Source organism: Salmonella sp. SAL4457 (genome assembly GCF_046548235.1).
Lineage (GTDB): Bacteria > Pseudomonadota > Gammaproteobacteria > Enterobacterales > Enterobacteriaceae > Salmonella > Salmonella enterica.
The window spans coordinates 581,336-595,407 of record NZ_JBGDZO010000002.1 but is presented as its reverse complement, the minus strand read 5'-3'; the positions used below and the strand labels follow the sequence as shown (position 1 = coordinate 595,407).

Below are 14,072 nucleotides of genomic sequence, written 5' to 3'. Positions count from 1 at the left end.
CTTATATCATAGGAAATCACAGCCGATAGCACCTCGCAATATTCATGCCAGAAGCAAATTCAGGGTTGTCTCAGATTCTGAGTATGTTAGGGTAGAAAAAGGTAACTATTTCTATCAGGTAACATATCGACATAAGTAAATAACAGGAATCATTCTATTGCATGGCAATTAAATTAGAAGTGAAGAATCTGTATAAAATATTTGGAGAGCATCCGCAGCGTGCCTTCAAATATATTGAAAAGGGACTATCGAAAGAGCAAATACTGGAAAAAACGGGGCTATCGCTTGGCGTTAAAGACGCCAGTCTGGCCATTGAAGAAGGCGAGATATTTGTCATCATGGGATTATCCGGCTCGGGTAAATCCACAATGGTACGCCTTCTCAATCGCCTGATTGAACCCACCCGCGGACAGGTACTGATTGACGGCGTTGATATTGCCAAAATATCAGACGCTGAGCTTCGCGAGGTGCGCAGGAAAAAGATTGCGATGGTCTTCCAGTCATTTGCGCTCATGCCGCATATGACCGTGCTGGATAATACGGCATTCGGTATGGAATTAGCGGGCATCGCGGCGCAAGAGCGTCGCGAAAAAGCGCTGGACGCCTTGCGTCAGGTGGGGCTTGAGAATTACGCTCACGCCTACCCGGATGAACTTTCCGGTGGGATGCGTCAGCGTGTTGGGCTTGCCCGCGCGCTGGCAATCAACCCTGATATCTTATTAATGGATGAAGCGTTTTCCGCCCTCGATCCATTAATTCGTACCGAAATGCAGGATGAGCTGGTGAAATTACAGGCGAAACATCAGCGCACCATTGTCTTTATTTCCCACGATCTTGATGAGGCTATGCGTATTGGCGACAGGATTGCCATTATGCAAAATGGCGAGGTCGTACAGGTTGGTACGCCGGATGAGATCCTGAATAATCCGGCAAATGATTATGTCCGCACGTTCTTCCGTGGCGTGGATATTAGTCAGGTCTTTAGCGCCAAAGATATTGCCCGTCGCAGTCCGGTCGGATTAATTCGTAAAACGCCAGGTTTTGGTCCCCGTTCGGCACTGAAATTATTACAGGATGAAGACCGTGAATATGGTTACGTCATTGAGCGTGGCAATAAATTCGTGGGCGTCGTGTCCATCGACTCATTAAAAGCGGCATTAAGCCAGGCGCAAGGGATTGAAGCGGCGCTTATCGACGACCCTTTAGTCGTTGATGCGCAAACCCCACTCAGCGAGTTGCTCTCTCACGTCGGCCAGGCGCCCTGCGCGGTGCCGGTTGTCGATGAAGAACACCAGTATGTTGGCATTATTTCAAAACGTATGTTGCTACAGGCTTTAGATCGCGAGGGGGGTAACAATGGCTGATCAAACGAATCCGTGGGATACCGCACAGGTGGCCGATACTACGACGCAAACGGCTGATGCCTGGGGAACACCGGCAGGCGTAGCCACGGACGGCGGCAGTACCGACTGGTTGAACAGCGCGCCCGCGCCAGCCCCTGAACACTTTTCTCTTCTGGACCCGTTCCATAAGACGCTGATCCCGCTGGATAGCTGGGTCACAGAGGGAATCGACTGGGTCGTCACCCATTTCCGTCCCCTTTTTCAGGGGATTCGTGTGCCGGTGGATTACATCCTTAACGGCTTTCAGCAACTGCTGCTGGGAATGCCCGCCCCTGTGGCGATTATTCTCTTTGCGCTGATTGCCTGGCAGGTTTCCGGCGTGGGCATGGGGATCGCAACGCTGATATCGCTGATCGCCATCGGCGCGATCGGCGCCTGGTCGCAGGCGATGATTACCCTGGCGCTGGTGCTGACCGCCCTGTTGTTCTGCGTCGTGATCGGATTACCGATGGGAATCTGGCTGGCGCGCAGCCCGCGTGCGGCCAAAATAGTTCGTCCGCTGCTGGATGCGATGCAGACCACGCCCGCGTTTGTCTATCTGGTGCCGATTGTCATGTTATTCGGCATCGGTAACGTGCCGGGCGTGGTGGTGACGATTATTTTTGCTCTACCGCCGATTATACGCCTGACGATCCTGGGCATTAACCAGGTGCCTGCCGACTTAATTGAAGCGTCGCGCTCGTTCGGCGCCAGCCCGCGCCAAATGTTGTTCAAAGTGCAACTACCGCTGGCGATGCCCACCATTATGGCAGGCGTTAATCAGACGCTGATGCTGGCTCTCTCAATGGTCGTCATCGCCTCGATGATTGCGGTCGGCGGGCTTGGCCAGATGGTACTACGCGGCATTGGTCGTCTTGATATGGGGCTGGCAACCGTCGGCGGCGTCGGCATTGTGATTCTTGCCATCATTCTGGACCGTCTGACGCAGGCCGTCGGGCGCGACTCGCGTAGCCGCGGTAACCGTCGCTGGTATACCACCGGTCCTGTTGGGCTAATCACCCGCCCTTTCGTTAAGTAACTCTCCTGACGCCCGGTGACATTGCGCTTACCGGGCTTACAACTCCCTACCATAATTAAAGGAACAACGATGCGACATACCGTGATATTTGCCTCAGCGTTTGCCACCCTTGTCACCGCCAGCGCTTTCGCTGCCGACCTGCCTGGCAAAGGCATTACCGTCCAACCTATCCAAAGCACGATTTCTGAAGAGTCCTTCCAGACGTTACTGGTCAGCCGGGCGCTGGAAAAGTTGGGTTATACCGTAAATAAGCCGAGTGAAGTCGATTACAACGTAGGCTATACCTCCATCGCCTCTGGCGATGCGACGTTTACCGCCGTGAACTGGCAGCCGCTGCATGATGATATGTATGCCGCAGCAGGCGGAGACAACAAGTTTTACCGCGAGGGCGTCTTCGTCTCCGGCGCTGCGCAGGGCTATCTGATCGATAAAAAAACTGCCGAGCAGTACAACATCACCAATATCGCTCAGCTAAAAGATCCGAAAATCGCCAAAATCTTCGATACCAATGGCGACGGAAAAGCGGACATGATGGGCTGCTCGCCGGGCTGGGGCTGCGAAGCCGTGATCAATCACCAGAATAAAGCGTTTGATCTGCAAAAAACCGTTGAGGTCAGCCACGGTAACTATGCGGCGATGATGGCTGATACCATTACCCGTTTTAAAGAAGGCAAGCCGGTGCTGTATTACACCTGGACCCCGTACTGGGTGAGCGACGTAATGAAGCCGGGTAAAGATGTCGTCTGGCTACAGGTGCCGTTCTCCTCTCTGCCGGGCGAACAGAAAAATATTGATACTAAACTGCCGAACGGCGCGAACTATGGGTTCCCGGTTAATACCATGCATATTGTCGCCAATAAGGCATGGGCGGAGAAAAACCCGGCGGCGGCGAAACTGTTCGCCATCATGAAGCTGCCGCTGGCGGATATCAACGCGCAGAACGCCATGATGCATGCCGGTAAATCGTCTGAAGCCGATGTTCAGGGCCACGTAGACGGCTGGATCAACGCCCACCAGCAGCAGTTTGACGGCTGGGTGAAAGAAGCGCTGGCCGCGCAGAAATAATATCGTTTTTTATGCCGGATAAGGCGCAGTTCATGCGCCGCTATCCGGCCTATTCAATCTCTCCTCAAAGCGCACGATTCATCACGTCACTGTTCCCCTTTATTCATCAACATCCGCTATGATTGTTTTCCCAGGAAATAATTATCTAAATCACGATTACCATAATGACGAAACCCACTCATGGGCTTAGCCCGGCGCTGATCGTTTTAATGTCTGTGGCCACGGGTCTGGCGGTCGCCAGCAACTACTATGCCCAGCCGCTGCTTGATACCATCGCGCATCACTTTTCGCTTTCCGCCAGCTCCGCAGGGTTTATCGTTACCGCCGCGCAGTTGGGCTATGCCGCTGGCCTGTTGTTTCTGGTGCCGCTCGGCGACATGTTTGAACGCCGAACGCTGATTGTCTCCATGACGTTGCTGGCGGCTGGCGGAATGCTGATCACCGCCAGCAGTCAGTCGCTTAGCATGATGATACTCGGAACGGCCTTAACCGGACTGTTCTCCGTGGTGGCGCAGATTCTGGTTCCGCTGGCCGCCACACTTGCGACGCCCGCCACCCGCGGTAAAGTGGTCGGCACCATTATGAGCGGCCTGTTGCTGGGGATCCTGCTGGCGCGAACGGTCGCCGGACTGCTGGCAAACCTCGGCGGTTGGCGCACCGTATTTTGGGTAGCGTCGGCGCTGATGGCGCTGATGGCCGTCGCGTTATGGCGCGGACTGCCAAAGCTCAAATCCGACACCCATCTTAACTACCCGCAACTGTTGGGTTCTGTATTCAGCCTGTTTATTCACGATAAGCTGCTGCGTACCCGCGCACTGCTGGGCTGTCTGACCTTTGCTAATTTCAGCATCCTCTGGACATCAATGGCCTTTTTGCTCGCCGCGCCGCCGTTTAGCTACTCCGAGGGGATGATTGGCCTGTTTGGCCTGGCGGGGGCCGCCGGCGCTTTAGGCGCGCGTCCGGCTGGCGGATTTGCCGATAAAGGTAAATCTCACCTCACCACCACGTTCGGCTTACTGCTGCTGTTACTCTCCTGGCTGGCTATCTGGCTTGGGCACACCTCGGTACTGGCGCTGATTATTGGCATTCTGGTACTGGACCTCACCGTTCAGGGGGTACATATCACCAATCAGACGGTCATCTATCGTTTGCATCCGGATGCGCGTAACCGGCTCACCGCCGGCTATATGACCAGCTACTTTATCGGTGGCGCCGCGGGGTCGCTGATTTCCGCCTCCGCCTGGCAACATGCCGGCTGGGCCGGCGTTTGTCTGGCGGGTGTCACGGTAGCCTTACTTAATTTACTGGTCTGGTGGCGAGGTTTTCACCGACAGGAAGCCGTAAATTAAGCGGATAGTGAGCGTTTACCTTTGTTTAAGCTCCTTAGGGTGTTAAGGAGCTCCCCAGTCTGTTAAGGTTATGCTATTCATTTATCATGGTTATTTTTATACCGGTGAAGAATAATATAATTCTATGGAAAGCCCTGCATCCCCATCTGCTCCCAGGCCAATAGCGCCCGTTCAAGGATTCGAAGGTCGTTCACCGATAGCTATCCGTGATATTCCGGTGGCTTTTGCATCGGGTTGTAAGGCCGTTTACCCGGCTTTCGCCCCTCCCGCTTATCGTTCTCTCCTGATTTTTTCATGCAGGCACTCACGCTTTTCTCGTCATTCCTGGATTTGCCGCAGGCGGCGCTTTACCGGGCCCAATGTTCCCGCTGACGTCTCAGTCTGCGTATCATTGGTTGCTTTATAGCCTGAAAGAATGATTTTGTATTAATAATACATTTACTTTATTTGTCACTGTCGTTACTATATCGGCTGAAATTAATGAGGTCATGCCCAAATGGATAGTTCGTTTACGCCCATTGAACAAATGCTAAAATTTCGCGCCAGCCGTCACGAAGACTTTCCTTACCAGGAAATTCTTTTGACTCGTCTTTGTATGCACATGCAAGGCAAGCTCCTGGAAAACCGCAATAAAATGCTGAAGGCTCAAGGGATTAACGAGACGTTGTTTATGGCGTTGATTACGCTGGAGTCTCAGGAAAACCACAGTATTCAGCCGTCTGAATTAAGCTGCGCGCTGGGTTCATCTCGCACCAATGCGACACGCATTGCAGATGAGCTGGAAAAACGCGGCTGGATTGAGCGTCGTGAGAGCGATAACGACCGCCGTTGCCTGCATCTGCAATTAACGGAGAAAGGCCAGGCATTTTTGCAAGAAGTGCTTCCGCCTCAGCATCATTGTCTGCATCAACTCTGGTCATCACTTAGCACAGCCGAAAAAGATCAACTTGAGCACATCACTCGTAAACTCCTGACGCGTCTTGATCAAATGGAGCAGGAAGGCACTGTTCTTGAGGCGCTGCGCTAAAGCGCCGACCCGCTCAAAAATCCAGATTAATAACAGGAAAGCGGACAGGCCGGCACGCGTTACTGCTGGCCTTTCTGACAACAGGTCGGCTCAGCCGATGTGAATAATAAGATCGTGGAGAACAACATGAGCGCAAATGCGGAGATCCAAACCCCGCAGCAACCGGCTAAGAAGAAAGGCAAACGCAAAACAGCGCTGCTACTTCTTACCTTGCTCTTTGTTATTATTGCCGTGGCATATGGAATTTATTGGTTTTTAGTATTGCGTCATATTGAAGAGACAGATGATGCTTACGTGGCAGGGAACCAGGTTCAAATCATGGCGCAGGTGTCAGGCAGCGTGACGAAAGTCTGGGCTGATAACACCGACTTTGTAAAAGAGGGCGATGTTCTGGTCACGCTCGATCAGACTGACGCCAAACAAGCGTTTGAAAGAGCCAAAACGGCGCTGGCCTCCAGCGTGCGCCAAACGCACCAGTTGATGATTAACAGTAAGCAGTTGCAGGCGAATATCGACGTGCAAAAAACCGCCCTGGCGCAAGCGCAAAGCGACCTTAACCGTCGTGTGCCGCTGGGTAATGCCAATCTTATTGGCCGGGAAGAGCTGCAACACGCCCGCGATGCCGTCGCCAGCGCGCAGGCACAGCTGGATGTCGCCATTCAACAGTACAATGCCAACCAGGCAATGATACTCAACAGTAATCTGGAAGATCAGCCTGCGGTTCAACAAGCGGCGACCGAAGTGCGTAACGCCTGGCTGGCGCTGGAGCGTACTCGCATCGTCAGTCCAATGACCGGTTATGTCTCCCGCCGCGCCGTCCAGCCTGGCGCGCAGATCAGCCCCACCACGCCGCTGATGGCCGTGGTGCCTGCAACCGATCTGTGGGTGGACGCTAACTTTAAAGAGACCCAATTAGCGAATATGCGCATTGGGCAGCCAGTGACGATTATTACTGACATTTATGGCGACGACGTAAAATACACCGGTAAAGTCGTCGGTCTGGATATGGGAACAGGCAGCGCCTTCTCCCTGCTGCCCGCGCAAAATGCGACGGGTAACTGGATTAAAGTGGTTCAACGTCTGCCGGTACGCGTCGAACTGGACGCCCGCCAGTTAGAACAACATCCGCTGCGCATTGGTTTATCGACGCTGGTCACCGTGGATACCGCTAATCGCGACGGTCAGGTACTGGCCAGCCAGGTACGAACGACGCCGGTTGCCGAAAGTAACGCACGCGAAATTAATCTCGCGCCGGTCAATAAACTGATCGACGACATCGTACAGGCTAACGCGGGTTAATCCTGAGGTGCGTGTGATGCAACAGCAAAAACCGCTGGAAGGCGCGCAGCTCGTCATCATGACGATCGCGCTGTCGCTGGCGACATTCATGCAGGTGCTGGACTCCACCATTGCCAACGTGGCGATTCCGACCATCGCCGGGAACCTGGGTTCTTCCCTAAGCCAGGGGACATGGGTTATCACCTCTTTCGGGGTGGCGAACGCTATCTCGATTCCCTTAACCGGCTGGCTGGCGAAACGTTTTGGCGAAGTCAAACTGTTCATGTGGTCGACGGTCGCCTTTGCCGCGGCTTCCTGGGCCTGTGGCGTATCCAGCAGTCTGAATATGCTGATCTTCTTCCGCGTGGTGCAGGGCGTGGTCGCCGGGCCGCTGATTCCGCTCTCGCAAAGCCTGTTGCTGAATAACTATCCGCCTGCAAAGCGCTCCATTGCGCTGGCGCTCTGGTCAATGACCGTCATTGTCGCGCCGATTTGCGGCCCGATTCTGGGGGGCTATATCAGTGATAATTACCACTGGGGATGGATTTTCTTCATCAACGTGCCGATTGGCATCGCCGTCGTCCTGATGACGTTACACACGCTGCGCGGACGTGAAACGCATACCGAACGGCGACGTATTGACGCCGTCGGGCTGGCGTTACTGGTGATTGGCATCGGCAGCCTGCAAATTATGCTCGATCGCGGTAAAGAGCTGGACTGGTTCTCCTCACAGGAAATTATCATCCTGACCGTGGTCGCCGTCATCGCCATCAGTTTCCTGATCGTCTGGGAACTGACCGACGATCACCCTATCGTCGATCTTTCTCTTTTTAAATCGCGTAACTTCACGATTGGCTGCTTGTGCATCAGCCTTGCCTATATGCTCTATTTCGGCGCCATTGTTCTACTGCCGCAGCTTTTGCAAGAGGTGTACGGCTATACCGCAACGTGGGCAGGTCTGGCGTCGGCGCCAGTCGGCATTATTCCGGTAATTTTGTCGCCGATTATCGGACGCTTCGCGCATAAACTGGATATGCGCAGGCTGGTCACATTCAGCTTCATTATGTACGCCGTCTGTTTTTACTGGCGCGCCTGGACGTTCGAACCGGGTATGGATTTCGGCGCTTCCGCATGGCCGCAGTTTATTCAGGGATTTGCCGTCGCCTGCTTCTTTATGCCGCTGACCACCATTACGCTCTCCGGGTTACCGCCCGAACGGCTGGCGGCGGCATCAAGCCTGTCGAACTTCACGCGAACGCTGGCGGGCTCCATTGGCACCTCGATTACCACCACTATGTGGACCGATCGTGAGTCGCTACACCATGCTCAGCTCACGGAGTCGGTTACGGCGTATAATCCAAACGCTCAGGCTATGTACGATAAACTGGAAGGCTTAGGGATGACGCACCAACAGGCGTCAGGCTGGATAGCCCAGCAAATCACGAATCAGGGGCTGATTATTTCCGCCAACGAAATCTTCTGGATGTCGGCGGGGATCTTCCTGGTGCTGCTCGGCCTGGTGTGGTTCGCCAAACCGCCCTTCGGTGCGGGCGGCGGCGGTGGCGGCGCGCACTAACTATCTGATAAAAGGGATCTGCGGATCCCTTTTTTAGTAGACCAACAATCAGAAGAAATATTTGAATCTCAGACGCCCGCCGTAACGCGCATCTTCACTGTTATCACCATTATTCGGATTGGCCTCTACCCATGAAGCATAGGCACCGAGGTAGATGTTAAAGTTTTTCATATCCATCACGTTGGGGAATAAATATGAGGCATGAATAGTGTGAATGTCATAATTGCCGGGATCGGTGATCCAACAATCGTCCTCACAAACGGCATCAATATTGGTAGCATTGAAGGCTTCGATTTTGTTATGCGCATAGATATAACCCAGTTCAAATCGATGCCACAGCGCATTCACTCCAGCGGTAAAATCTGTCTCATCGGTCGCGTCCATATAGGCGGTATTCAGGTTAATCACTGCGCCATCTTCCGGATCAGTTTTTTGACCATTCCAGGTCATGGTAAAACCATAGCCCGTACGATCTGACTGATCGATCCACTTCCCATTCTCATAATAGCCATAGTCGTTGTTAACGACGTTACTTTCCATCGCTATCGCCGTTGAAAAACGCCCGTTTTGCCAGGCGATAACCGGACGGACGTAAGCCACGTTTTTATCGTTGCTTAAATCCATTCCGTGGTACTGCTTCTCGGTATATAACGTACTGCCATTTTCCAGCAATGTGTTAACTTCGAAATACCAGTTGTCGATGGTTTTGCTCAGCAGGAAGTTACCCCCACTGTCGCTACGTCCCCGTCCTTCTTTCATCATATAGATATAGCCGTAACCGTCACTGTAAAGATCGTTCGCTGTATTCCCCGAATATTCAATAAACGTATCCTGATTCAGCGGGAACATATCGTAGGCTTCAAAACGACCAACCTTAATTTTCCAGTCATTCTCACGACCAAAGAAGAAAACGGCATCATCAAGGTTCATTTTTCCGGTCAGGTCCGCCAGAGGCTGTACAGAGAATCCGGCAAAATTACCGTTGTCCAGCCGCTGGTAGCCATCAAAGCCCAGCAACAGGCGTCCGTTAATATCCCAGCGTTCATTGGTTCCCGGTGCCCAATCTTTATTCGCTGACGTTCTCGTCGATGTCAGACTACCGGAACGGCTTGCCGCATCCATATTAAATTCGACATCGCCATAGAACTTAATATCGCTGAATCCGGATAAAGTCAGCTTCGGCGGCGTTTTATCTGCTGCAATGGGCTCGGCGGACTGGACATTCACCGTCGGCGTAGCGGCGACCTGCTGCTGTTTCAACGAGCGAATTTGCGCCTCGGCATCGGATGCCCGTTTTTCAGCATTAACAACACGTTGCTCCAGTTCAGCCAGACGCTGCTCAATAGTGATATTATTCGCTGCCCAAAGGTTATGAGAAAAGCAAGCACCGATCATCAGCGCCAAATATTTAGCCTTCATTTTTTATCCCTTAAGTTTGATGTATACCAGATAAGATTTGCTAAAAACCCCATCGACCGGCTATTAGTAGAGTCTTGTTATTACCTGGATATCTGGCGCATTCCATTATGTTTTTCTATTAATTATTTATGATTTTTAGTTTATGTGATCAATACACTCTGGCATCGTGAGTTATCCGCCTTTTCTGTTTACCAGATCACATTTTATTATTTAACAGGCCAGGCATTACTTAATTTAAAATGTATTCTCGCCGCAAATATAATAAACGAAAATTATATTAAGCAATAAACAACCCCGGCCATAGACCGGGGTTAATTTAAATACTGGAAACGCTTACCAATAAGACTAAATATGCAGTTCCTGCAGTTTTTCTTTCGGCAGCGCCAGCTCTTTATTGCTGTTCACGCGCACATCACGCTCCAGAATATGACGGGCAATGTCCTGCGCTTCACTGAGCGAGTGCATCTGATACGTACCGCACTGGTAAACGTTCAGCTCCGGGATCTGGTTTTGATCCTGCACTTTCAGCACATCCGCCATCGCCGCTTTCCACGCGTCGGCAACACGCTGCTCGTCCGGCGTGCCAATCAGGCTCATGTAGAAACCGGTACGGCAGCCCATCGGCGAGATATCGATAATCTCAACGCCGTTACCGTTGAGGTGGTCGCGCATAAAGCCAGCAAACAGATGCTCAAGCGTATGAATCCCTTTTTCCGGCATCACTTCTTTGTTCGGAATGCAAAAACGCAGATCAAACACGGTGATTGCGTCGCCATGCGGGGTGTTCATCGTTTTTGCAACCCGGACCGCCGGCGCTTGCATCCGGGTATGATCGACTGCGAAGCTATCTAATAATGGCATTTAGTCACCTCCGATAATTTTTTAAAAATAAACTGAACTCTTTGTTCCGGGGCGAGTCTGAGTATATGAAAGACGCGCATTTGTTATCATCATCCCTGTTTTCAGCGATGAAATTTTGGCCACTCAGTGAGTGGCCTTTTTCTTTTGGGTCAGGCGTGTTTTGCAAGCCACGCGGCAAACGGCTCGGTATCCGCCGCCTCAATCTCCTGCTGACGACGTACTGAAGCGTCACGTTCAGCAATAAACTCTTCTTCCTGTAAAATCTCCAGCGGCTCTTCGCGTAACAGATTACGGTAAGCCTCACCGAACGCTTTCCCGGTGCCGCCAATGCCTTCATCAATCATAGACCGTAGGATCCGGGCGGAGAATGTCAGTTCAGGATTATCAAAGCAGGCGACCAACTCGTCACACACCTTTTGATACTCCTCTCCCCCGTGGATACTGTCCAGCGTTTGCGCCACGCGTTTCAGATCGCGGAAGAGATCTTTCCCTACTTTAGGCAGCGGGAACTGCGCGGTTTCACAGCCAATGCCTAACGTCAGGCCCGGCTTACGCCCTTCCAGAATAACGCGATTCCAGTTTGTACGCGTACATAACAGCTCATCGCTACTCATTTCCGGCGCATCGGCCAATACGCACCAAACCATAAACAGATCGAGGAAGCGCACCTGTTGCTCGTCTACGCCGATCGGTGAGAACGGGTTAATATCGAGAGAACGAACTTCAATATACTCAATACCACCACGCAGAAGCGCGTCAGAAGGCGATTCGCCGCTGCGCGTCACGCGCTTGGGACGAATGGGCGCGTACAGCTCATTTTCAATTTGCAGAACGTTGCTGTTAATCTGTAGCCGCTTACCGTCTTTTTCCACACCAATCCGCGCGTACTCCTCGGAAGGGGTTTTAATCGCGCGCTTCAGACCTGCAACGTATTCATGCAAATCGTTAAACGTAATTCCGAGATTGCTTTGCGACTTATTGGTATAGCCCAAATCACTCAAACGCAGCGACGTCGCATATGGCAGGTAGTACATGCCGCAGTCCGTTTTTTCAAACGGTAATGTGGTTGGCTTCCCTTGCAGGAAAGAGGAACAAATGGCCGGAGACGCGCCAAACAGATAGGGGATGACCCAGCCAAAACGGTAATAGTTGCGAATCAGACGAAAATAGCCGGCAGAAATTTTTTCTTTTGCCGCTTCGCCTTCCGTAACGCCGCATTTCTCCTGCCAGAACGCCATCGGTAATGAAAAATTGTAATGTACGCCGGAGATGGTTTGCATCAAGGCGCCATAACGATTTTTCAGCCCTTCGCGATAGAGCGTCTTAAAGCGCCCGGTATTTGATGTGCCGTACTGCGCCAGCTCTATGTCCTGCCCTTCCGCAATATAGCAGGGCATACTTAATGGCCACATCCGCTCATCGCCCAGTTTCCTGGCCGTATACCGATGGAGATCGCGCATAAAAGTGAGCATATGCTGGATATCGCCATCGACTGGCGTAATAAACTCCAGTAGGGCTTCCGCAAAATCCGTGGTAATCCATTTATGGGTCAGCGCTGAACCTAACGCTTCAGGATGACCTGTTGTCGCCAACGTGCCATCAGCATTGACACGCAGCGTTTCGCGCTCTAACCCGCGCTGTATCCCCTTTAACGCCTGAGGATGTTTTTCCAGCCAGGCCAGAGCCTGTGATACGTCCGGGATCAAATTGACCTCCCGCCTGTCCAAATCGTTTTAATAAGCATAACTGTAATGGCGGCCATACATGCCAAACCTACAATTATTACCACCACATCATGCCCTGAACCGTCGCCGCTGCGAGCGCAACATAGCGCAGCGCCTTACCAAGACACAAAAAAAAGATCGTCCGCCCCCACGGGATGCGCATCCATCCCGCTAACAGGCACAACAAATCACCGATGACCGGCATCCAGCTTAATAATAGTGTGGCTGCGCCATAACGCTTTAGCCAGCCAGTCGCTTTTTCCTGCCAGCGCGACGTTTTGCGCAGCGGAAAGAAACGCCCAAGAATAACGTTAGTTACCCCTCCAAGGCTATTACCCATTGTTGCTGTTAAGACTAAGACCCAGGGATGGCTGACGCCGGAGACCAGCATAGCAACCAAAACCACCTCAGAATTACCGGGTAACAGCGTCGCGCTGAGAAAACTACTGGCAAACAGAGACAGGAGCGACAGTCCGTCACTCACAATAGTCGGACATCCACGGCATCCATTCCCGCCGCCCGCGCCGCCTGTAAACCAAAATCGGCATCTTCAAATACCACGCACTGCGTCGGCATGACGCCCATCCGCTGGGCGCACAGTAGGAAGGTGTCAGGCGCAGGTTTGTGATGCTGTACGTGATCTGCCGCCACAACCGCATCAAAATAACGACGCAGCCCCAGATGCGCTAACAAGGCTTCCGCGATAGCGCTTTCGCTACCGGTACCGACCGACATGGGACGCCGCCCATGCCACGCTTTGACCACCTCAACCAGCGGCAGCGGTTCTACGCAGTCCAGCAGGATGCTTTTTACCGCGTCGGTTTTCTCACGCGCCAGTGACAGGGGATCAAGATCGGCATGGTTAAGCTCAATGATTGACTGGGCGATAAGCCAGGTTGGCGAACCGTTAAGCGCGACCATTGCCTGTTCATCAAAACGAAGACCATAGCGCCCCAAAACCTCACGCCACGCTTTGCGATGCGTGGGTTCGGTATCCAGGAGAGTACCGTCCATATCAAAAATCAAACCAGCATAACGTGCGTACATCGTGTTCTCGCAAACCAAATAACCAGACAGTACTTTATCGCAATTGGTTGATTTTGTCGCTAATAGAGATGAAGAGGTGTGTTCAGGATAAGGGGAAAAGCGATTGCAGGGCAGTGACGTATCCGGGAGGATTATTCGCCTTATGGGCCGTTGCTGACGCAACGTTATCCTTCTGATGCCAGCGGTGATTACCACTATCTTATCTGCATTGCTGAAAGTACGGAGAATATGGTGCATCCGGGAGGATTCGAACCTCCGACCGCTCGGTTCGTAGCCGAGTACTCTATCCAGCTGAGCTACGGATG

General features: G+C 52.4%; 12 protein-coding genes. 7 read left to right on the top strand and 5 right to left on the bottom strand.

Annotated features, from left to right (window positions below):
- Positions 1 to 161: 161 nt before the first annotated feature.
- From proV to emrB, 7 genes are all read left to right on the top strand, one after another.
- On the top strand, positions 162 to 1,364 hold the full coding sequence (gene proV, locus ACLJNW_RS10490; RefSeq protein WP_000985529.1) for a glycine betaine/L-proline ABC transporter ATP-binding protein ProV: 1,203 nt from the start codon (positions 162 to 164) through the stop codon (positions 1,362 to 1,364).
- Entirely contained in the window at positions 1,357 to 2,421 is a 1,065-nt protein-coding gene (gene proW, locus ACLJNW_RS10485) for a glycine betaine/L-proline ABC transporter permease ProW (protein WP_000775021.1), read from the top strand. The genes proV and proW overlap by 8 nt, the downstream gene beginning before the upstream one ends.
- A gap of 69 nt (positions 2,422 to 2,490) precedes the next feature.
- Positions 2,491 to 3,486 carry a glycine betaine/L-proline ABC transporter substrate-binding protein ProX gene (gene proX / locus ACLJNW_RS10480; protein ID WP_001216618.1) on the top strand — a complete coding sequence of 332 codons (996 nt, stop codon included), beginning with the start codon at positions 2,491 to 2,493 and terminating at the stop codon, positions 3,484 to 3,486.
- Between the two features lie 164 nt (positions 3,487 to 3,650).
- Positions 3,651 to 4,835 carry an MFS transporter gene (locus ACLJNW_RS10475; RefSeq protein ID WP_000165769.1) on the top strand — a complete coding sequence of 395 codons (1,185 nt, stop codon included), beginning with the start codon at positions 3,651 to 3,653 and terminating at the stop codon, positions 4,833 to 4,835.
- Positions 4,836 to 5,331: 496 nt separating this feature from the next.
- Complete coding sequence (gene mprA / locus ACLJNW_RS10470) at positions 5,332 to 5,862, top strand: transcriptional repressor MprA (protein WP_000378431.1); 531 nt, start codon at positions 5,332 to 5,334, stop codon at positions 5,860 to 5,862.
- A gap of 126 nt (positions 5,863 to 5,988) precedes the next feature.
- The gene (gene emrA / locus ACLJNW_RS10465) at positions 5,989 to 7,161 is read left to right on the top strand and encodes a multidrug efflux MFS transporter periplasmic adaptor subunit EmrA (protein ID WP_001275605.1); all 1,173 of its coding nucleotides are present in this window, start codon (positions 5,989 to 5,991) and stop codon (positions 7,159 to 7,161) included.
- 16 nt (positions 7,162 to 7,177) lie between these two features.
- Positions 7,178 to 8,716, top strand: coding sequence for a multidrug efflux MFS transporter permease subunit EmrB (emrB, locus tag ACLJNW_RS10460; RefSeq protein WP_001187298.1), 1,539 nt, complete (start codon positions 7,178 to 7,180; stop codon positions 8,714 to 8,716).
- A 48-nt stretch (positions 8,717 to 8,764) separates the two neighbouring features.
- Here emrB and ACLJNW_RS10455 read toward each other — a convergent pair whose 3' ends face one another.
- The 5 genes from ACLJNW_RS10455 to yqaB form a co-directional block, all read right to left on the bottom strand.
- Positions 8,765 to 10,135, bottom strand: a complete 1,371-nt coding sequence (locus tag ACLJNW_RS10455; RefSeq protein ID WP_024154728.1) for a carbohydrate porin — start codon at positions 10,133 to 10,135, stop codon at positions 8,765 to 8,767.
- A gap of 345 nt (positions 10,136 to 10,480) precedes the next feature.
- Complete coding sequence (luxS, locus tag ACLJNW_RS10450; RefSeq protein ID WP_001130194.1) at positions 10,481 to 10,996, bottom strand: S-ribosylhomocysteine lyase; 516 nt, start codon at positions 10,994 to 10,996, stop codon at positions 10,481 to 10,483.
- Positions 10,997 to 11,145: 149 nt separating this feature from the next.
- Complete coding sequence (gshA, locus tag ACLJNW_RS10445) at positions 11,146 to 12,702, bottom strand: glutamate--cysteine ligase (protein WP_024154727.1); 1,557 nt, start codon at positions 12,700 to 12,702, stop codon at positions 11,146 to 11,148.
- A gap of 76 nt (positions 12,703 to 12,778) precedes the next feature.
- A complete protein-coding gene (locus tag ACLJNW_RS10440) occupies positions 12,779 to 13,204 on the bottom strand; it encodes a YqaA family protein (RefSeq protein WP_001279499.1) in 426 nt (141 codons plus the stop codon).
- Entirely contained in the window at positions 13,201 to 13,767 is a 567-nt protein-coding gene (gene yqaB / locus ACLJNW_RS10435) for a fructose-1-phosphate/6-phosphogluconate phosphatase (protein ID WP_000271296.1), read from the bottom strand. Before yqaB ends, ACLJNW_RS10440 begins: the two co-directional genes overlap by 4 nt.
- Between the last annotated feature and the right edge of the window lie 305 nt (positions 13,768 to 14,072).